The following is an 18,319-nucleotide window of genomic DNA, read 5'->3' on the forward strand; positions in this document are numbered from 1 at the left end:
ACCGCGGTGTGCGAGCAGTGGTAGTTGAACGCTATACTGATGATGTCCGGCCCGGTGGTCCGTTCCCCCCGTGCGTACCACCGGGCCGGCTCTGCCGTGGGTCCCGGGCAGAGGCGAACAGCCTCTGCCCGGGACCTTTGCGTTGCGGGGACGCGCCCCCGTCCTAGAAGGACAGGTTCCAGGCGTCGATCTTTCCGGTGTCCTGCGAGGCCACGTCACGCACGCGCAGCTTCCAGGTACCGGCGGCCACCTCGGACGACGCGTTCACCGTGTAGGTCTTGGCGACGTTGTCGGCGCTGTCGCTGTTCGGAAAGTCCTCCAGCGTGTAGACCGTGCCGTCGGGCGCCACGAGGGACAGGACGAGGTCGCCGCGGTAGGTGTGCTTGATGTCCACACCGACCTGGAGCGTGGCGGGTGCGTTCCCGCTGACGCCGGTCACCGGCAGCGAGGAGTCCACCGTGCCGTTGTCGGCGATGGCGACGTCCGTGGTGTTCTCGAAGTACTTGCCGGGCGGCGGCGTGCCGCCGACGGCCTTCAGGGCGTCGACCTGCCCCTCACCGAAGAAGGCGTTGTTGGCGGTCGTTCCCGTGCAGCGGCTGTCGGACGGGCAGGCGATGTCCGTCGCCTGGGTGGCCAGCCTGGCACGCAGATCCGCCGGGGTGGAGCCGGGGTCGGAACTCGCCAGGAGCGCGGCGACGCCCGCCACGTGGGGCGAGGCCATCGACGTGCCGTTCATGTTGCCGTACTTGCCGCCCGGCATCGTCGAGTAGACGCCGGAGGCGCCGTCGCCGCCGGGAGCCGCGACGTCGATGATGTTCCGGCCGAGGTTGGAGTACGACGCCTTGACGCTGCCGTTGCCCATGGCCGCCACCGTCACCACACCGGGCAGTTCGGTGGGGATGTCGATGCACGCGTTGGTGATGGTGCGGGTGACCGGGGTCGAGTCGTTCGGGCTCGACGTGTCGGTCCGCTTGTTGGCGAGGTCGTAGTTGGAGTTGCCCGCGGCCGCGACCTGAAGTGAGCCCTTGTTCTCCGCGTACTCCTGCGCGCGCCTGACGCCCTCGATGATCGCCGCCTGGTCGGCGTTGTCCGGGCAGTTGAACATCCACGGATCCGTGTAGTAGCTGTTGTTGGTGACCTTGAAGCCGTGGTCACCGGCCCACACGAAGCCGCAGATGGTGTTCTCGGCGAAGAACATGCTGGTGTTCGGCTCGGCGATCCGGACAGACGAGATCTTCACGCCCGGGGCCACGCCGATGACGCCCTTGCCGTTCTTCGCGGCCGCGATCGTGCCCGCCACGTGCGTACCGTGCGTGCCGACGTCGCGCCAGGCGCCGGTCCGGGCGTCCGCCTTGCCGTAGGCGCAGGAGACGGAGTCGGCGGCGTTGAAGTTGGGCGCGATGTCCTGGTGCAGGTCGTCGACGCCCGTGTCGAGGACGCCGACCTTGACGCCCGCGGAACCGGTGCTGACGGCCCAGGCCTTGTCGGCCTTGATCTGGGTCATGTCCCAGCGGTTCGACTCGGTCAGCGTGGTCGGGGTCTGCGCCGGAGTGGCCGGCAGCGCGGGGTTGTACGCGTCCGCGGGAACGTCCGAGGTCCGGGTGGCACCCACCTGCTGGACACCGCTCACGCCGCGCATGGTGGCGGCGAAGGCGGTGGACGTCGAGTGCGCCACGACGACACCGATCGCGTCGTAGTGCGCGAAGACCGTGCCGCCGTTGTTCGTGACCGCGGTCCTCAGGGCCGAGGTGTCGCCCGGCGCGCCGATGACCAGGTACGCCCGGGTGCCGGCGGCCCATGCGGCCGTCGACGCCGGGGCCGAGAGCGCCGCGGTGCTCCCGGGTGCGGTCGCGGCTACGGGAGCCGCGCCGGCGGGGTGCACGAACACTGCGGTCGCGCCGAGAGCGGCCACGGCCACGACCGTGCGTCTCAGGCGGCTGGATATGAGGGTAAGCAAGAGATCCTCCGTGGGCCCGGGACGCTGGTGGCGCCGACCGGGCGGGTCGGGAAAGGTGAACGAAACATGTCAGATCTCGGACCCGCATGGGAAGAGTTCGATCACACAAGTGCCCATGTCCGACAGGTGGTTGGTCGGCCTCCGTTTGTCGGCCCATGATGGCGACCGCCCCCGAGGTGGGGCAGGGGCAGATGGCATCGGCCTGAATCACTGACGCATCGGTAGTTTCAGCGGCCGATCGTCGGTGACCCGAAGGGGAGCCCGGCAACACAACAACTGCGAATGGAGGAGGCACTCTCCGTGGAGTACGAGAACTGGCGTCAGGCTGCTGCATGCCTCGACGAAGACCCCGACCTGTTCTTCCCCGTCGGCAACACCGGCCCGGCCCTGCTCCAGGTCGCCGAGGCCAAGGCGGTCTGCAACCGCTGCCCGGTCCAGCAGCAGTGCCTGGAGTGGGCCATGGAACAAGGCCAGGACTCCGGAGTGTGGGGCGGACTCGGCGAGGACGAGCGCCGGGCGCTCAAGCGCCGCAACGCCAGGCGTCGATCGGCGGCGGCCGCCCACTAGGGTCTGCCGTTCGGCCTGATCCGAGCGACAGGCCTCAGGGCCGTTCGGCCGCCCGGCAGGGGCCGGACGACTGGCCCCTGGGCTGGCGGAGCGCCAGGAGGGCCCTCACCCGGGTGAGGTGACGGGTCACTCCTCGCTCCGGCCCCCTCGCCTTGCGCGGCCCGGCCGATGTCCTACGACACGGCGCGACCGCCCGCACGGGCACGGCGCGCCCCGCCGACGGCCTGCCGGCCCCTGCTGCGACTGCCGCGATCCGCCGGTGCCTACTACGGCCAGAGCAGATGCTGCTGCCAGATGCTGTCCGCTTCGTCCCGTTCGTAGCGCACCCGCGTATGGATCCGGCTCGCGTCGGCCTGCCAGAACTCGATCTCGGTGGGCACGAGCGTGTAGAGGGTCCACGACTCGGCGACCAGCCCCGGTTCCCGCTCGATACGGGCCAGGGACTCCTTCACCCCCAGGTCACGCTCTTCGAGGCTGCTGAGGTGCCTGCTCTGGCAGCCGAGCAGGGCCTCCGCCCGCGCCGTGTCCGACCGGGCGAGATAGTCGGCGGCGCTGCGGTCGGCCGACTCGGGCGCGACCGCACCCCGCACGCGGACCTGGCGTCCCTGACCCGGCCAGTAGAACGTCAGCGCGGCGGAAGGACGGTCCGCCAGCTGCCGCCCCTTGGGACTCTCGGCATGTGCGGCGAACTGCCACCCCTCCACCGCGTCCACATTTTTCAGGATCAGCATCCGGGCGTTGGGCTCCCCGAGCGCGTCGACGGTGGACAGGGCCATCGCGTGAGGTTCCGGTACGCCGGCCTCGACCGCCTCCGCCAGCCACCACAGGAACAGTTCCACCGGCTCGCCCGGCGCGTTCGCGGGGTCGAACTCCGGCAGGGGTCCGGCAAAGACCTCCAGACCGCGCAGCCACTCCCGCACGCTCCCGGTCCGCTCACTCTCCGACACCGCAACCTCCCGAAATCGCCCCGTATATCCGCACTGCGAATCCTATCTACGGACGGGCATACGGCTCAGGGGGACCGGCGAGTCGGCGCGCAGCAGAGGGTGGGGAGTCCCCTACCGCACCCGCTCACGGTTCGCGACCGAGCACCACACCGCGCCCGGCGTAGTACCTGTCCAGCACCGCCCACGGCACTCGGGCGAACTGCTGGGACCGGCCGGGGAAGCCCGACGGATTGTGGATGAGGAGGTGCTCGTCGTTGACGCCGACGGCGAGTACCAGATGGCCGCCGCGGCCCGGGGGCGACGCGTCCAGCTCGCGGACCGACGGGTGCACGGACAGCATCAGCAGCCGTCCGTCGGCAACCAGCTCCGGGATGTCGGTGGCGGGCAGGTCGGGGCGGGACTCCGCGTAGAGGCCCCACCGGCGTTCGGCGTAGGCGGCGAAGGGTGCGTAGATCAGGCCGTCCAGGCCGTCGTCGCGCCGGACGTAGGCGCCTGCTTCGACACATTCGGCGGCGAGGGCCATCGGAGTGGGCGCGGTGCCCTGCCAGAATTCGAGTGCCATACGCAGGCAGGCCACTCCGCACAGCCGCCAGGACCACCAGGCGTACTCCTCCGGGCTCTGGGCTCCGTACTTGGGCCACAGCGGATCATCGGCGGCGGTCATGGCCCCGGAAATGATGGCGGGCACCAGGTCGGGTGACGCCCATTGGGCGTGGTACGGAACGGCGTGCTGAATCGCGGGGTGATCGGCCATAGGGCTTCAGTCTGCCGGACGGGTGCCGTCGGGCCGGCGGACGGGTTCCCGGTGGGGAGGAAACGGAACCGGCCGGGGGGTGGGGCCGGACGGTCCGGTTGAGCAGGACCGACCCGGCCGGACCGTACGCCCGAACGAGGCCTGTGCGAGGACAGGGTCCGATGGCCCGGATCGGGGAGCGCACACACCCGCCCCCGCCCCGCTCCGGCGTACGCCGGCTGAATCCCCGGGGGGCGTAGGGGGTACGCCCCCTCGTCTCGTGCGAAAACACGCTTCCCGCCCGATGGCGAGCGGAGGGACTTGTTTCGGACTGTCACGGCGGCACATGCCCCACCTACGGTCGCTTCCACTGCACCCACCGCGGCGAACTGCCGTACTGCGTGCGCCCATCGACCGTGAGGGGTACCTCTCGTGCGCAGTCTCAGACACGCACTCCTGCCGCTGGCAACCGCCGCCATGCTGGCATTGGTCGGGGCAGGTTTAGCCGTCGCAGGACCCGCCGCCCAGGCCGGGCCCGGATCCGAAGCAGCCGTTCCCGGCGGGGCCGCGGCCACCACCGGGCACACACCGCGCCTCGCCGGTGGTGCGGCGGTCGACTCCACGGCCGACGCGGCGGCGCTGGCCCGCTACTGGACACCCGAGCGGATGAGAACGGCCATCCCCCTCGACGGACCGCGGACTTCGCCCGGTACGGCATAGAGCAGGCCCGGACCCACCGGACGTCCGGGGTCCACGCCGTCGGCCGCTGGGCGCACGGACACCCTCAGGCCGCTGGTGACCGAATCGGCCGCGGTCGGCAAGGTGTTCTTCACCGACCCCGGCAACGGGCTCGACTACACCTGCTCGGCCAGTGCCCTCAACAGCAGCTCCAAGCAGATGCTCGTCACGGCCGGGCACTGCGTGCACGGCGGCAGCGGCGGTACCTGGATGACCAACTGGACCTACGCACCCCGCTTCCGTTCGGGTGCCCGCCCCTTCGGCACCTTCGCGGCCAAACAGTTCCGCACCTTCAACTCCTGGATCAGCAGCAGCGACAAGGGCCGTGATGTGGCCATGGTGACCACATGGCCCCTCAACGGCAACAAGATCGTCAACGTCACCGGCGGTCACGGTCTGAGCTGGAACTACTCGCGCGAGCAGGCCATGACGGTCATGGGATACCCGGGCAACCGCGACAACGGGCAGCTCCAGTGGGCCTGTACGGGCACCACGCGAGCGGTCGGCGACGGCCGGCTGGAGCTCCGGTGCGACTTCGGCGGCGGGTCGAGCGGAGGGCCCTGGCTGCGGGAGTTCAACGACGCAGGCGGGCTGGGACAGGTCAACGGGGCGATGAGTACGCTCGCCACCGGAGGCTGGAACCGGAGCTCGTACTTCGACGACTCGGTCAAGGCCATGTTCGACGCCCAGGGCGGCGTCACCTGACACCCCGACAGGGCCCGGCCCGCCGAGGAGCGTTTCCATGCGTCGCAGAACAGTCGGCCGATGGGCAACCGCAGCCGTCCTGCTCGCCGCTGTCGTGGCGGTGGCCGCGTGGCGCTCCGCCGCCGGGGCACCGCCTCCCGGCACCGAGCCGGACTCCGGGAGCACCCGTGGCGATGTGCTCCCCGGCCCGGACGTGGTGGCCGAGGTACGGGACTACTGGACGCCGGAACGGATGAAGGACGCCCGGCCGGCGCCCATGCCGGAAGACGACTGAAAACCGACCGGAGCGGGCCGGACGGGCGCGGGTGAAGCTTCGGGGACCAGGTCCCCGCAGCCCTGCGCCCGTCCGGCCGTCACACGCTCCGGCGTCGGCCACGCAACCAGCCGGCTATGGGAACCGCTCGTGGGACTTGTCGGCCGGGACACGGTCGAAGCGCCGTTCCCTGGCCCGGTACAGGGCGTCCGAGAATTTGTTGACCGCCCAGATGAACCCGAGTGCCAGCAGGATGAACGGGACGACGAAGAGGCAGGCCACCATGAGGAGCGGCAGCCACTGAAAGGCGGGTGCGCTGCTCTGGAACAGCGGCCCCGCGGCTCCTCCCGCGGCTCCGACGGCCGGTACGAGCACCGCGGTCATCAGCACCAGACGCCAGCGAGGCCGCTCGTCGCCCTCGGGCGACTGCCTGCCGCTGTCGCCGTACGGCGGTTCGGGCCCGCTGCTCCCCCTCATGAGGTTGCATTGTGCAGCATCTTCCTCCGTCCGGAGGAACGTACGTTCCGGTTCAGGCATCAGCGGCGGGGCCAGGGCGCCCACCCGGGGCATGCCCCTCGTGTCGCTAGGAGTCCGGGTCGGAGTCGGAGTCCCCGCCGGAATCCCCGTTGTCGTCGGAGTTCCCGTTGGAGTTCAGGTGCTCGGCGCGGAGGGCCAGTTCGCGCAGGACGTCGTTCGTCGTGATGTTGTCCCGTCCGGAATCGTGGACCTGGGCCAGTTCCACGAAGGCCAGGGTGAAGGCTCCGACGAGTTGGTGGATCGCTCCGCCGACCTTCTCGGCCACAAGGTTCGCGATCTCCTCGTGCGTCGCGTCCTCCGGGATGCGGATCCTGGGCAGCGTTTCGCTGAGGAGTGCGGTGATGACACTCGGGTCGCTCCCGATGTCGCGCTCCTCGTCCTCCTCGAGGATGCGCCGCCAGTCGGTCATCTGGGTGAGGATGCCGATCACACGCTTGAGGACCTCGCTCTGTTCCATTCCGGAAGCATAGGAAGCTCTGCGCCTGTCCGGGCGATCTTGGCGGAGCTGCGGCGACAGCCGTCGTGTCGCCCGCAGTTCGCAGATCCCGCTCACGACTTCGTGACGGCATGGGCGCGGCGCGCCCCGGTCCGGGTGCAGCAGAGCCGGCGGGACGGCCACCGCGGCGCGCCGATGGGGTGGCAACGCCCGTGGAGCACACGGCCGTCGCCTTTGTGACATGTCGCATCTGTGCCACGTGATGTCAGTGACATGCCTTGTGACCTCGGCGGATTCTGTCGTTCATCACCCGACCACCACCCGCTCGAAAGGTGTTTGCCTGATGAGATGGATTCGTCGATCAGCGGCGATATCGACCGTACTGATGGTCACCGTCGGAGGCGTGACGACCGCCTCCGCCGGAACGCCGTCGGACGGGCCCTCGCCGATCGCCGACCGCGAGATCTCCGCCACCGTACGGCTGATCACCGGTGACCGGGTAACCGTGACGACGGTGCCGGGAGGCAGACAGGTCGCGTCGGTACGGCCAGGACCGGGGCGCGAGCGCATCTCCTTCCGCACGGAGGAAGGCGGCGACAAGGCCCTGACCGTCATCCCCTCCGACGCCCGGTCGTTGGTGACCGCCGGCACGCTGGACCGCCGGCTGTTCGACGTCACGGCGCTGATCGCGGCGGGCCTCGACGAGAAGCGCTCCTCCTCGCTTCCGCTGATCGTCTCGTCCGAGTCGTCACGGGCCGCGGCGAAGGACGCGCGGATGACGCGGGCCACCTCCGCCGCCGCCGACCGGCTGATGGCCTTCCGGGCCACCAAGACGCCCGTCTACGACCTGGACAGCATCAACGCCCGGTCGCTGAGGGTCGGGGCGGGCGAACTCGGCCGCTTCTGGAGCACGCTGGCATCCGCCACGGGCTCCGACGCCGCCCGCGCCGCCGTCACCCCGCGCATCTCGCTGGACGGCAAGGTCAGGGCCGTACTGGACCGCAGCACCGGTCAGATCAACGCGCCCGCCGCGTGGAAGGCCGGCTACCACGGCAAGGGCGTCAGGGTGGCGGTCCTCGACACCGGCGTCGACGACAAGCACCCGGACCTGTCCGGACGTATCGCGCAGGCCAAGGACTTCTCCAACAGCGGCAGTACCGGCGACCGCTTCGGTCACGGCACGCATGTCGCCGCGACCGTCGGCGGTACAGGTGCCGCCTCCGGCGGGTCCATGCGCGGTGTCGCGGCAGAGAGCGAGCTGATCGTCGGGAAGGTGCTCGACGACAGCGGGTACGGGACCGAGTCCTCGGTCATCGAGGGCATGGAATGGGCGGCCGCCCAGGACGCCAAGGTGATCAACATGAGCCTCGGGGGCGGGCCGACCGACGGCACCGACCCCATGAGCCAGGCCGTCAACGCGCTGACGGCGTCCACCGGCTCACTGTTCGTCATCGCCGCCGGCAACGACGGAGGCAGCGGCCAGTCCACGATCGGCTCGCCGGGCACCGCCGACGCCGCGCTGACCGTGGGCGCCGTCGACCGCGACGACTCCCTCGCCGGCTTCTCCAGCCGCGGACCCAGGCTCGGCGACGGGGCGGTCAAGCCCGACGTCACCGCGCCCGGTGTCGGCATCGTGGCCGCCCGCGCGTCCGGCACCGCCATGGGCTCGCCGGTCAACGCCAACTACGTGGCGGCGTCCGGCACCTCGATGGCCACACCGCACGTCGCCGGTGCCGCGGCGATCCTGGCGCAGCAGCACCCCGACTGGAGTGCCCAGCAGCTCAAGGACGCCCTCATCAGCACCTCGAAGACGGTGTCGGGCACCAAGGTGACCCAGCAGGGCGGCGGCCGCATCGACCTCGCGACGGCCATGGGGCCGCTGACGGCCTCCGGTTCCCTCGCCTTCGCCCCGGTCCGGGCCGGCGAGACGAAGGGGCAGAAGCAGACGGTCGCCGTGCGCTACGCCAACACCGGCAGCCGGCCCCTCACGCTCGACCTCGGCGTCAGCCTGGCCACCGATGGCGGTCAGGCACCCGCCGCGGGCGCGGTGCGCCTCGGTTCGGCGTCGCTGACGCTCGCCCCCGGAGCCGAGGCGGAGGTGCCGCTGCACCTCGACGCGGCCGGTGTGAGCCGCGGGAAGTACTACGGCTACGTCACGGCGAAGTCCTCGGACGGCACGGTCCAGGCGCACACCACTGTCTCCCTCCAGGTCACCGGCCGGCAGCACGTGCTCACCGTGGTCCCGCGCGACCGTCAGGGCCGGCCCTCCGGCAGCGACGGCCTTCCGAACATCTGGGGCCCCGCCGGGTACGTGAGTTACACGGACCTGGAGAAGGGTGTCGCCGTCGTCGAGGAGGGCACGTACGTCCTCCAGGGCGGATTCTTCTCGGAGAGCGTGAACGGCGGTGAGGCGGGCGAACTCATCGTTCCCGAGGTCAAGGTCACCAAAGACACGACGGTGGCGTTCGACGCCTCCGACGTCACCGAGGTGACGATCCGGACCCCGCGCCCCGCCGAGCAGCGCGGCTTCCTGAGCACCCAGTTCTACCGCGAGTTCGAGGGTGAGAGGAGGAGCTGGGGCCTCCAGATGTTCGACTCGATCAAGCGGGTCTACGTCAGCCGCACCGCCCCGGTCACCGAGGGCGCGTTCGAGTTCAGCTCCCGCTGGCAGCTGACCGCGCCTCAGCTGGAGGCCAGGGTTCCCGGCATGTCCCGGCCGCTCGTCCCGTACTACGAGCAGGACTCGCCCGTCTTCGGCGACCGGGGTGCGCGGCTGAGTGCCGTGAACGCGGGCACCGGGACCGCACCCGACTTCCGTCACGCCCGCGGCAAGCTGGCTGTCGTCCGCGTGGAGCCCTCCGACGACACCCGGGCGCTGGCGCGTGCCGCGAAGTCCGCAGGCGCCAAGGCGCTGATGGTCGCCTGGCCCGAGGGGATCATCCACTGGACGCGCTGGCGTCCCGACACCGAGCGCATGGCCGTACCCACCATGCGAGTCTCCTCCGCGCAGGGTTCGGAGCTGCTGGAGCGCGCGAAGAAGGGCGCCACGGTGGTGTTCTCGGGCACGGAGCACAGCCCGTACCTCTACGACGTCATGCAGGTGGCCAAGGGACACGTGCCCGACAAGCTGGTGCACACCGTCTCCGAGCGGGAGAGTGCCGTCATCCGCAGTGCCTACACGCAGACGGGTGCCTCGTCCTGGACGAGCGAGCAGCGGTTCGGATGGCGTCCGTACCAGAACACCGCCTGGGACGTCTCCAACCGGCACACGCCGGTCGGCCGCGAGCGCGTCGAGTACGTGAGCGGCGGCGACACCCTGTGGGACCAGGTCGTCCACCACAACGTCATCGACTCCCCCGACCGCCCGCTGGCTGCCGGAATGATGAACATGCCGCGTACCTACCGGCCCGGCGAGAAGGTGTCGGAGCGCTGGTTCGGGGCTGTGACCCGGCCGTCGATCCCCCGCGGAGCGGGTCGGGCTTCGGTGCGCACAGGTGACACCCTGTCCGTCTTCATCCCGGAGTTCACCGATTCCACCGCCGGTCACTACGGGTTCGCCGAGGCTCCTGCCTTCCCCGGCGGCGGTGTGGGTGGCGCGCGTGCGGCGCATGACCTCGCCGACACGACGCACGCGGTCCTGTACCGCAACGGGCAGCTGGTCGAGGAGTCCGACAACGGTGCCTGGGGCGACATCGAGGTGCCCGCGGGCGATGCCGAGTACCGGCTCGACCTGACGACCGCCCGGACCTCGGACGACTGGCGCTTCGGCACGGGCACGCGGACGTCGTGGACGTTCCGTTCGGGCACGGCCGCCGGTCCGGTGCGGCTGCCCCTGCTCCAGGTCGACTACTCGGTGGCGACCGACCTGTTCAACGCGGTGGCTCCCAGCCGTACCCACGCCCTCGGGATCAACGTCCGGATGCAGGACGGCATGCAGGCTCCGCGCGGCACGTCGGTGAAGGTCGAGACGTCCTACGACGGTGGCCGGACCTGGACCACCGCCACCACTGCCCGCAAGGGCGACGGCTTCACGGCCACGGTGAAGCGGCCGGACCGGGTGCGCTCCGACGCCTACGTCACCGTGCGCGTGACCGCGAAGGACGCGGCCGGCAACAGCGTCCGCCAGACGGTCGACCGCGCCTACCTGCACCCCGCCGCTCGGTGACGGCGCCCCAGGGTCTGTCGTTCGGAACCCCGGCAGGATCCGAACGGCAGACCCTGGGCACATCCCCGCGGACCGCGGCGGATGTCGGGGTGTGGGGCCCCGGCGTCCGCCGCTCGGCGCTCCCGGGCGCCTGCCCGACCGCCGGCCGGTCCGGCCCGCGAGAAGACGAAAAGATCGTCGTCGTCATCGGTGCGCGACACCTGACTCGGTTATAGTCCAAATTTCAAGCTCACCTGCTGGTTCGCCCTCGGTCGTGTGCGAACCCCTCAGCCCTGGAGACCCGGCATGCTGGAGGCGGCTGGCCTCACGTCGGTCGAGGAGACCGTCTACCGGCTTCTGGTCATCACGCCCAAGGCCTCGGCCGACGAGATCGCCGCGCAGACGGGTCTCGGGCGGGAACAGGTCGACGGCATCCTCGCGGCGCTCACCGCCAAAGGGCTCGTCATCTCCGGTGACGAGAGCCCTCTCCACTTCACCGCCGCACCTCCGGACGTGGCACTGCTGCCGCATCTCCAGCGCCGCGCGGACGCCCTCGAACAGAGCCGGGCCGCCGTCGCCGACCTCCTGGAGAGCTATCGCAGCACCCGGCGGCAGGACGCCGGCCATGTCATCGAGGTCATCACCGGGGCCGAGGCACTGCGCCAGCATCTGCGCCGGCTGCAGGACAACGCTCGCCACGAGATGCTCTGGTTCTGCAAGGCCCAGTACGTGGCCATGCCTTCGGGAAGCAATCGCGCGGAGTTCGACGCCCTGGCGCGCGGGGTCCGCTACCGGGTCCTGTACGAACGGGCCTTCTTCGACGACGAAGGAGCCGTCGACAACGTTATCGCCGGGGTGCGTGCGGGCGAACTCGCCCGTTCCGTGCCGCATCTCCCGCTGCGACTCGCCGTCGCCGACCGGGAGACAGCCATCTGCCCGTTGGTGCCGGGCGGCCCGTACGGCAGTCCCGGAGAGCCCACGACCGCGCTGCTGCGTGACAGCAGTCTGCTGGAGGCCCTCACCGCTCTCTTCGAGCGCTACTGGGAGGACGCCGTGCCCCTGCACGTCAGCGCCTCCGGCACCATCGTCGGGCCGGACGACACCGAGGACACGGAGGTTCTGCGCGAGACCGACCGCAGGGTGCTCTCCCTGCTGGTGGCCGGCATCGCCGACAAGGCGATCGCCAGTCAGATGGGGCTCAGCCGCCGCACCGTGCAACGCCGGATCCAGCACATGATGGCCCTCGTCGGCGCCGGGACGCGTATGCAGCTCGCTTGGCACGCGGCCCGGCGGGGCTGGCTCTAGGCGGGCGGACACCAGAGGCCGATCTCAGCGGCATGGCGCCCTGAGCGCAACGGCCGATCGCAGGGGCTGAGCAAGGGGCGGGTCGGCGGCACCCGGTCAGCCGAGATAGAAATCCTTGCGTTCCGCCACGAACTCCTCGACCGTCCGGGCGGGGACACCCGTCAGACGTTCGACGTCACCGGACGCGCGGTCATAGCGATTCTGCCGGTGCAGGCGGCACATGGTGACGATGTGCTCCTCGATGTGCGGCGGCAGGCCGACCGTAGCGAGCACCTCGCGGCGCCACCGGTCGAGCGGCATGTCCACGTATGAGACCGGACGGCCCAGGGAGGTGGAGAAGGCCTGGGCCATCTCGTTCATGTCGACCGTCCGGGGCCCGGTCAGCTCGTAGACGTGCCCCACGTGCGGAACAGGGTTGGCGAGGACCGCCGCGACCACCCTGGCGACGTCGTCCACGGCGATCGGCGAGGTGCGTCCGGCGCCGAACGGCAGCACGATCGTGCCGTTCTCCCGGATGGTCCGGGCGGGCAGTGTGGTGAACAGCGGGTTGTCCAGGAACGACGTCGGCCTGATGTGCACGACCGGCAGGCCGGACCAGTTCATGACCTGCTCGGCCAGCCAGTGCAGCCGCTGCTGGTGCGACTCCCCGGCGCTGGTGGCGGTCATCTGCGACACCGTCATCTGCGACATGCCGATGAGGGCGTCCAGCTCTCCGTGCTCCACGGCCACGCTCACCACGATGGTCGCCGCAAGGAGGTGGTCGGGTGAGACAGGCATGGCGAAGTACATGCTCCGAGCGCCCTGGAGGGCGGCCGCGACGGTCTCGGGTTTCGTGAGGTCGCCGAGAACCACCTCCGTCCCGGACGCACGCAATTGGGACGCGCGGTCGTCGTCCCGGCGGACCATGACACGCACCGGCAAGCCCTGGGAACGCAGCTTCTCGACGACGTTGCGGCCCACGCTTCCGGCGCCGGTGATGAGGACGAGGTTCTCGACAGCCATGGCGCAGACTCCTTCGCGGTGCGGGAACGCGCCCCCCCCCTCTCCACTCTCCCCCGTCGACGGGGGGACTGCTCCTAGAACACGTGGAGGAAGCACCCGACCGCCACCGCACCGGCGGCAGCGATCGACGTCAGTTGAATGAAGATCTTCCTTCGCTTCACAGAGACCTCTCCGAGGGACGTGTCGGGCCGACGGCCGCAGCTCTACGGCGTCGGCGCGGGCGCCAATGATGTCGATCCGACATGGAAACCCGCGCCGACCGGGTGTGCGACTTCAGATGCCGCCCATGCGTATGAGCCACCAGTCGGAGTTGTACGCGCCGCTCACCGAGTCGTGCGTGCCGGCCGGGCGCTCTTCGACGGTGTCCTCCAGCCGAATGGGCTCCGGCAGCTTCGAGAACCGGAGGCTGCGCTGCACCTGCGCCGCGTCAACAGGCTTGCGTTCCTGATCCATTTCAACGCCTCCTCAGCACGGTTTTCACGCCGCACTCCGACGACAGCCGTTCCACCTCCGCGAGAGGGGCAGGAACAGGTGTCTCTTGATGAGTCATCCGCTCAACGGACGACGGGGGTGACAAATTCCGGGCGCCTCGCCCCGATCCCGCCGCCGTGGTCGCCGTTGACCTGAAGCGGCGGCGGCGCAGGTCCCGTGCCCTGTTGCCTGGCGTTCGGGACCTGCGGCCAGGGGCCGGTGGGGGCACCACCGGCCCCTGGGTGGGGTCATACGGCGCGGGCGTTGATGGTGACGGGGATGTTGCCGCGGATCGCCTTGGAGTAGGGGCAGATCTGGTGCGCGGCGTGGGCGAGCTCGTCGGCCTCGCTCTGGGTGACGCCGCCGACCTGGAGGTTGAGGACGGCTGAGAGCGAGAAGCCGTCGTCGCCGCCGTTCAGGCTCATGTCTGTATCGATCTCCGTGCTGGTGAGCCGGATCTTGCGCTGCCCTGCGGCGATGCGGACGGCGCCGAGGAAGCAGGCCGCCCAGCCGGCGGCGAAGAGCTGCTCGGGGTTGGTGGCCGTGCCGGCTCCACCGAGCTCCTTGGGCATCGCCAGGTCGGTCGACAGAAGACCGTCGTCGGACTGCACGCGTCCTCCGTTGCGACCCTCGCCGGTGACCTTTACGTGGGCGGTGTAGCTGTGAGACATGACTGTCCTGTTCTCCATGGGGGGGTGTAGCGGATCCCGCACAGTGGCGGACCTGCTCGTCGGGAGCACCCGGGAAGAGCGTCACCTGTTCGAGCGGTGACGCCATAGTTGCATCTTCAAGCGTCACCGGTCAAGACGGTGACGCGGGGATGCGCGAAGGCGGCCAATGCGGGATCAGGCAGGCCGTCGGGGGATCCGGGGCTCGACGGCCCCCGAAATCGGATGAAGGGCGCTCCGCCGACCACGGATCGGGCGCGGCTGCACAGGGGAATGGCATGGCTCGGCGGCACTCGGCTGCCGAGGGGATTCAATCGCCGCCGACTGGAGCGGCAGAGGGGCGGTCGCTTCGCGACCGACGTCGATCAGGCCTGGACGGCGCGCTTGCGCGCCCGGTAGGCGGCGGCCTTGATCTTGTTGCCGCAGGGGTCCATCTTGCACCACGCGCGGCGCGCCCCTCGCGATCGATCGATGTAGAACTGGGTGCACTCGGGGTTCGCGCACTCCTTGAGCAGCGGCACGTCCGGCCCGCTCAGGAGGGTGACCGCGTCGCGGGCGACATACGACAGCGCCTGCTGGACAGTCGCTTCGATCCGGCGCCCGGACGCCGTGAGCTGGGGAACGGGTGCGGGTCGGCTCGCCACCTCATTGACGAGGGACAGGGCCTTTTCGTCGTAGCTCTCGCCCGCGATCCTCGCCAGCACCAGCGGGTAGATCGCCTCCCGCAGTTCCACCGCCTCGACGAGATCGGACGGGTCGCAGGCGACCTCACTGTCCGTGATGCCGCATTCCAGGAACCACAGGGCGAGGCTCTTCGGCGAGTCGAGCATCTCCCGCGTATGGGGGCCCCGGCGCACGCGCAGCGTCCCGGCGAAGTCGAGTGCCGGGCTTTCGGCAGGGAAGGCGTGCATCATGTCACCATTCTGACAGGTGACGGTTTGGACGGGCAAAGGTCGTCATGATCGGAGACCTTTGCCGCAGCTCGCCGGCTGTGCCGCACATGGGTTTCCCGCCTGACACCGCCCGCCATGGGAGCAGGCTCCTGGGTGTGGCCCGGCCCTCATCCGAGGGAGATTCCCGAACCGGGCCACCGGGATGCACGTTCCAGCCTCAGGCGCGGCAGCGCAGCATCTCGAACGCGGGGTTGGCCCGGTAGTCCGCCCAGAAGGCGTCGCCATACGCGGCGATCCCGGCCTGCGAGACGGTGGTCGGGACCCATGTGATCTCGCTGAATCCCACCTTGGCCAGACACGTCTCGAACACCTCGCGCCGCGCCAGCCCTGCCGTGAACGAGATCGGCGCCTCCTCCAGCAACGCGGTGATCTTCACCCGGGGTCCGATGCCGGCCTCTTCGCCCGTCAGCTCGGTGAGGAACCCGTACGGGCGCGGCGACGGCCCGGAAAAGTCGTAGTCCGGCGTCTGGTGGAGCATGAAGAACTCGCCACCGCTCTTGAGGCTCTCGTGCACCTTGCGACACAGGTGCTCGAATACGGCGACGGTCTCCGCGTAGTTGAGCAGCATCACCGCGGTCGCCAGATCGAACCGCTCCCCCGCCGGTGACATGTCGCCCACGTCGACCGCTTCGTAGCGCACACCCAGCGGCTGCGCCTGCTCGATCCCTTCCGCGACACGGATCATCTCGCCAGAGATGTCGACGCCGAGGACGTCAGCCGCGCCGCGCCGTTTCAGCTCACGGCTGTAGAAGCCGGTACCGCAAGCCAGGTCGATCACCTTCTTTCCGGTGACGTCCCCGACCATGCCGAGGAAGCTGGGCGCTTCCACGTACTGGGCCAGCGGCAGGGCCTTGAAGCCCTCGAACGATTCACCGATCTCGTCGTACGTCTGCTGTGCACTCACCGCGCACTCCTCCCGTTGGGTGTCATCGCCCCGGACACCCGGCAGTCTCTCCATACGCGACAGCGGGCCCGTGCTGGCAGAAGCCACAAAGATCGAGGGGTTGGCGTCGCCGGTCACACGAACGCGGCGCCGGAAGCTCGGCGAACTCCGCACCCGGGACGGACGCATGACCGCAGACGGGTTCCAGGCTCTGTCCGGGTGCCGTGGGCCAGTGCTTCCTGGACCGCCTCGGCGTTCGACCGGCGGAGCACGTGCTCGACGGCCTGTTCGTGGCCCGATGCGTCACCCTGCTGGGGCAGTTGGGAGTCCTGCCCCCGTGAGATCCATTGGGCGGCTGACGGCAGTGGCCCACCACGGGAGTCGACGGGCCAGGAAAACGTGTCGAACGCGGAGTCGACCTTTGAGAAGGTCCTGAGTGCCCCGGAACTGCTGCGAAAGGAAGCCCGTGCCGCGTGCTGTCACGTTGATTCGCTCTGCCTCCCTGTCCGATGTTGCGGAATACGCCTACGCGGCGACGGCCCCGGCCTCGTCGCGGCTGATCTTCCTGGCCGGAGCATGTCCTCTGCATGAGGATGGCTCCACTGCGGCGATCGAGGACGTCGCGGGGCAGGCGGCCAGGGCTGTGGAGAACATGCGCACCGCTCTGACGGACGCGGGCGCGTCACTGCACGATGTCATCAGCACCCGTGTTCTCGTTGCCTCTCACCGGCGGGAGGACTTGGTGACGGCATGGGGGGTTGTCCGGGACGCGTTCGGTGACCACGACGTGCCCAGCACATTGATGGGTGTCACCGTGCTCGGCTATGAAGGCCAGCTCGTAGAGATCGAAGCCATCGCCGCCGTGCTTGATTCGTGAGCCGACGGGCCGTCCCCCGCCGAGGGACCAACCGCACGCCCGGGATTTGGCTCCCGTCACGATCGGAGGTGGGTGGCGGGTTCTTGGGTGCGCCGGCGGCGTGCTGGTGAGCCCGCACGGAAGTGGGGTCGATGTTGAGTTCAGTCAAGGTCGCCCTCGGCATCGGCGGCGGCCTGGATGTGCCGGCGGAGCCTCTCCCAGGTGCCGTCGGCCGACCACAGCAAGTACCGCTTGTGAACCGTCGTCCACGGCCGAAGCGTTCGAGCAGTTCACGCCACTGCAGCCCACTACCGAGCCGGTGAATGATTCCGTTGATCACTCAACAACGCTCGTGATCAATACACCTAGGTGGTGAGTTCCGTCTGGTGCGCGGTCGGGGGACGGAGGCTGTGGCGGATGTAGTACTCAGTGCCGAGGAACTCGTCTCGGGTGGCCCGTGGGAGGTTGGCGAGCAGGCCGGGTGCGGCTCCACGTTGCACCTCGGTGCGGTGGGCGAGTACGGCGGCGGTCTTCTGCTCCAGCCAGGGGCGGACATCCAGGGTGGCCGTGATGTGGCTGTCCGGGACGCTGCGCATGGTCATCTCGGTGAGTCTGCCCGGTCGGGTGAGGTGGTCGGCGAGTGAGGGAACCGCCGAGTGGGGGTGTGTGGCCAGGTAGAGGGCGCTGGGCTGCCAGGGTTTGCCGGCCTGTCGGTAGAGCTGATCGAGGCCGGCCGCGTGGACAGCGATCAGGGTGACCCGGTGCGTGTGCAGGTGGTCCGGGTGGCCGGTGAGTCCGCCGTAGGCGTCATGGGTGACCACGACCCGGGGACGGAACTCGCGTATGTGCGCGACCAGCCGCTCCACCGTCTCGTCGAGCGGTGCGTCGCAGAAGCGCATCCTGCCCGGGGCCGATTCCTGTGCTCTCGCGTCGGCGTATCCGAGCATGCGCGGTGTGCCGGCGCCGAGGATCCGGAGCGCCTCGGCCAGTTCCGCGGCGCGGGCGGTGTCCTCGGCCCAGGTCGTGGTGACGACAGCGGTGCGGCCACCTGCGGCCGCGTGGCGGGCGAGTGCTCCGCCGGACCAGAGGGACTCGTCGTCCGGGTGGGCGTAGACGGCGAGCAGGCTCGGAGCAGACATCGCTGGGTCACCTTCCGGGACGGGG

18 protein-coding genes are annotated in these 18,319 nt (G+C 69.9%); 7 read left to right on the forward strand and 11 right to left on the reverse strand.

Going from position 1 to position 18,319, the window contains the following annotated elements; all coding sequences use genetic code 11:
• Positions 1-163 precede the first annotated feature (163 nt).
• Positions 164-1,918, reverse strand: coding sequence for a S8 family peptidase (locus OHA05_RS01480; RefSeq protein ID WP_328863315.1), 1,755 nt, complete (start codon positions 1,916-1,918; stop codon positions 164-166).
• A gap of 321 nt (positions 1,919-2,239) precedes the next feature.
• Here OHA05_RS01480 and OHA05_RS01485 point away from each other — a divergent pair, with 321 nt between their 5' ends.
• Positions 2,240-2,524 carry a WhiB family transcriptional regulator gene (locus tag OHA05_RS01485; protein WP_313948278.1) on the forward strand — a complete coding sequence of 95 codons (285 nt, stop codon included), beginning with the start codon at positions 2,240-2,242 and terminating at the stop codon, positions 2,522-2,524.
• Positions 2,525-2,790: 266 nt separating this feature from the next.
• Here the strand turns inward: OHA05_RS01485 and OHA05_RS01490 are convergent, their stop codons facing one another.
• Both OHA05_RS01490 and OHA05_RS01495 read right to left on the reverse strand, forming a co-directional pair.
• On the reverse strand, positions 2,791-3,471 hold the full coding sequence (locus OHA05_RS01490) for a pyridoxine/pyridoxamine 5'-phosphate oxidase (protein WP_328859537.1): 681 nt from the start codon (positions 3,469-3,471) through the stop codon (positions 2,791-2,793).
• 124 nt (positions 3,472-3,595) lie between these two features.
• On the reverse strand, positions 3,596-4,225 hold the full coding sequence (locus tag OHA05_RS01495) for a C39 family peptidase (RefSeq protein WP_328859538.1): 630 nt from the start codon (positions 4,223-4,225) through the stop codon (positions 3,596-3,598).
• Positions 4,226-4,636: 411 nt separating this feature from the next.
• On the opposite strand from OHA05_RS01495, the gene OHA05_RS01500 reads away from it, so the two are divergent.
• The 3 genes from OHA05_RS01500 (at position 4,637) to OHA05_RS01510 (ending at position 5,921) form a co-directional block, all read left to right on the forward strand.
• Complete coding sequence (locus tag OHA05_RS01500) at positions 4,637-4,924, forward strand: hypothetical protein (RefSeq protein WP_328859539.1); 288 nt, start codon at positions 4,637-4,639, stop codon at positions 4,922-4,924.
• A 75-nt stretch (positions 4,925-4,999) separates the two neighbouring features.
• Positions 5,000-5,647 carry a trypsin-like serine peptidase gene (locus OHA05_RS01505; RefSeq protein ID WP_328859540.1) on the forward strand — a complete coding sequence of 216 codons (648 nt, stop codon included), beginning with the start codon at positions 5,000-5,002 and terminating at the stop codon, positions 5,645-5,647.
• A gap of 37 nt (positions 5,648-5,684) precedes the next feature.
• Entirely contained in the window at positions 5,685-5,921 is a 237-nt protein-coding gene (locus OHA05_RS01510; protein ID WP_328859541.1) for a hypothetical protein, read from the forward strand.
• A gap of 114 nt (positions 5,922-6,035) precedes the next feature.
• On the opposite strand, the gene OHA05_RS01515 is transcribed toward OHA05_RS01510, so the two are convergent.
• Positions 6,036-6,377 carry a hypothetical protein gene (locus OHA05_RS01515; protein ID WP_313948273.1) on the reverse strand — a complete coding sequence of 114 codons (342 nt, stop codon included), beginning with the start codon at positions 6,375-6,377 and terminating at the stop codon, positions 6,036-6,038.
• Positions 6,378-6,483: 106 nt separating this feature from the next.
• On the reverse strand, positions 6,484-6,894 hold the full coding sequence (locus OHA05_RS01520) for a hypothetical protein (RefSeq protein WP_328859542.1): 411 nt from the start codon (positions 6,892-6,894) through the stop codon (positions 6,484-6,486).
• A gap of 322 nt (positions 6,895-7,216) precedes the next feature.
• On the opposite strand from OHA05_RS01520, the gene OHA05_RS01525 reads away from it, so the two are divergent.
• Positions 7,217-11,038 (forward strand): S8 family peptidase, encoded by a 3,822-nt coding sequence (locus OHA05_RS01525; RefSeq protein WP_328859543.1) that lies wholly within the window; start codon positions 7,217-7,219, stop codon positions 11,036-11,038.
• Positions 11,039-11,323: 285 nt separating this feature from the next.
• Positions 11,324-12,322 carry a helix-turn-helix domain-containing protein gene (locus tag OHA05_RS01530; RefSeq protein WP_328859544.1) on the forward strand — a complete coding sequence of 333 codons (999 nt, stop codon included), beginning with the start codon at positions 11,324-11,326 and terminating at the stop codon, positions 12,320-12,322.
• A 96-nt stretch (positions 12,323-12,418) separates the two neighbouring features.
• On the opposite strand, the gene OHA05_RS01535 is transcribed toward OHA05_RS01530, so the two are convergent.
• From OHA05_RS01535 to OHA05_RS01555, 5 genes are all read right to left on the reverse strand, one after another.
• Positions 12,419-13,324 (reverse strand): NAD(P)H-binding protein, encoded by a 906-nt coding sequence (locus OHA05_RS01535; protein ID WP_328859545.1) that lies wholly within the window; start codon positions 13,322-13,324, stop codon positions 12,419-12,421.
• 273 nt (positions 13,325-13,597) lie between these two features.
• Positions 13,598-13,777, reverse strand: a complete 180-nt coding sequence (locus OHA05_RS01540; protein WP_327685898.1) for a hypothetical protein — start codon at positions 13,775-13,777, stop codon at positions 13,598-13,600.
• 266 nt (positions 13,778-14,043) lie between these two features.
• Positions 14,044-14,466: an organic hydroperoxide resistance protein gene (locus OHA05_RS01545; RefSeq protein ID WP_313948267.1), complete on the reverse strand. Its 423-nt coding sequence runs from the start codon at positions 14,464-14,466 to the stop codon at positions 14,044-14,046.
• A 362-nt stretch (positions 14,467-14,828) separates the two neighbouring features.
• Positions 14,829-15,377 (reverse strand): CGNR zinc finger domain-containing protein, encoded by a 549-nt coding sequence (locus tag OHA05_RS01550; RefSeq protein ID WP_413777808.1) that lies wholly within the window; start codon positions 15,375-15,377, stop codon positions 14,829-14,831.
• Positions 15,378-15,573: 196 nt separating this feature from the next.
• On the reverse strand, positions 15,574-16,320 hold the full coding sequence (locus tag OHA05_RS01555) for a class I SAM-dependent methyltransferase (RefSeq protein WP_328859546.1): 747 nt from the start codon (positions 16,318-16,320) through the stop codon (positions 15,574-15,576).
• Positions 16,321-16,765: 445 nt separating this feature from the next.
• On the opposite strand from OHA05_RS01555, the gene OHA05_RS01560 reads away from it, so the two are divergent.
• Positions 16,766-17,176 (forward strand): RidA family protein, encoded by a 411-nt coding sequence (locus OHA05_RS01560; protein ID WP_328859547.1) that lies wholly within the window; start codon positions 16,766-16,768, stop codon positions 17,174-17,176.
• Between the two features lie 344 nt (positions 17,177-17,520).
• On the opposite strand, the gene OHA05_RS01565 is transcribed toward OHA05_RS01560, so the two are convergent.
• A complete protein-coding gene (locus OHA05_RS01565) occupies positions 17,521-18,294 on the reverse strand; it encodes a PIG-L family deacetylase (protein WP_313948264.1) in 774 nt (257 codons plus the stop codon).
• Between the last annotated feature and the right edge of the window lie 25 nt (positions 18,295-18,319).

Source organism: Streptomyces sp. NBC_00306, assembly GCF_036169555.1.
Lineage (GTDB): Bacteria > Actinomycetota > Actinomycetes > Streptomycetales > Streptomycetaceae > Streptomyces > Streptomyces achmelvichensis.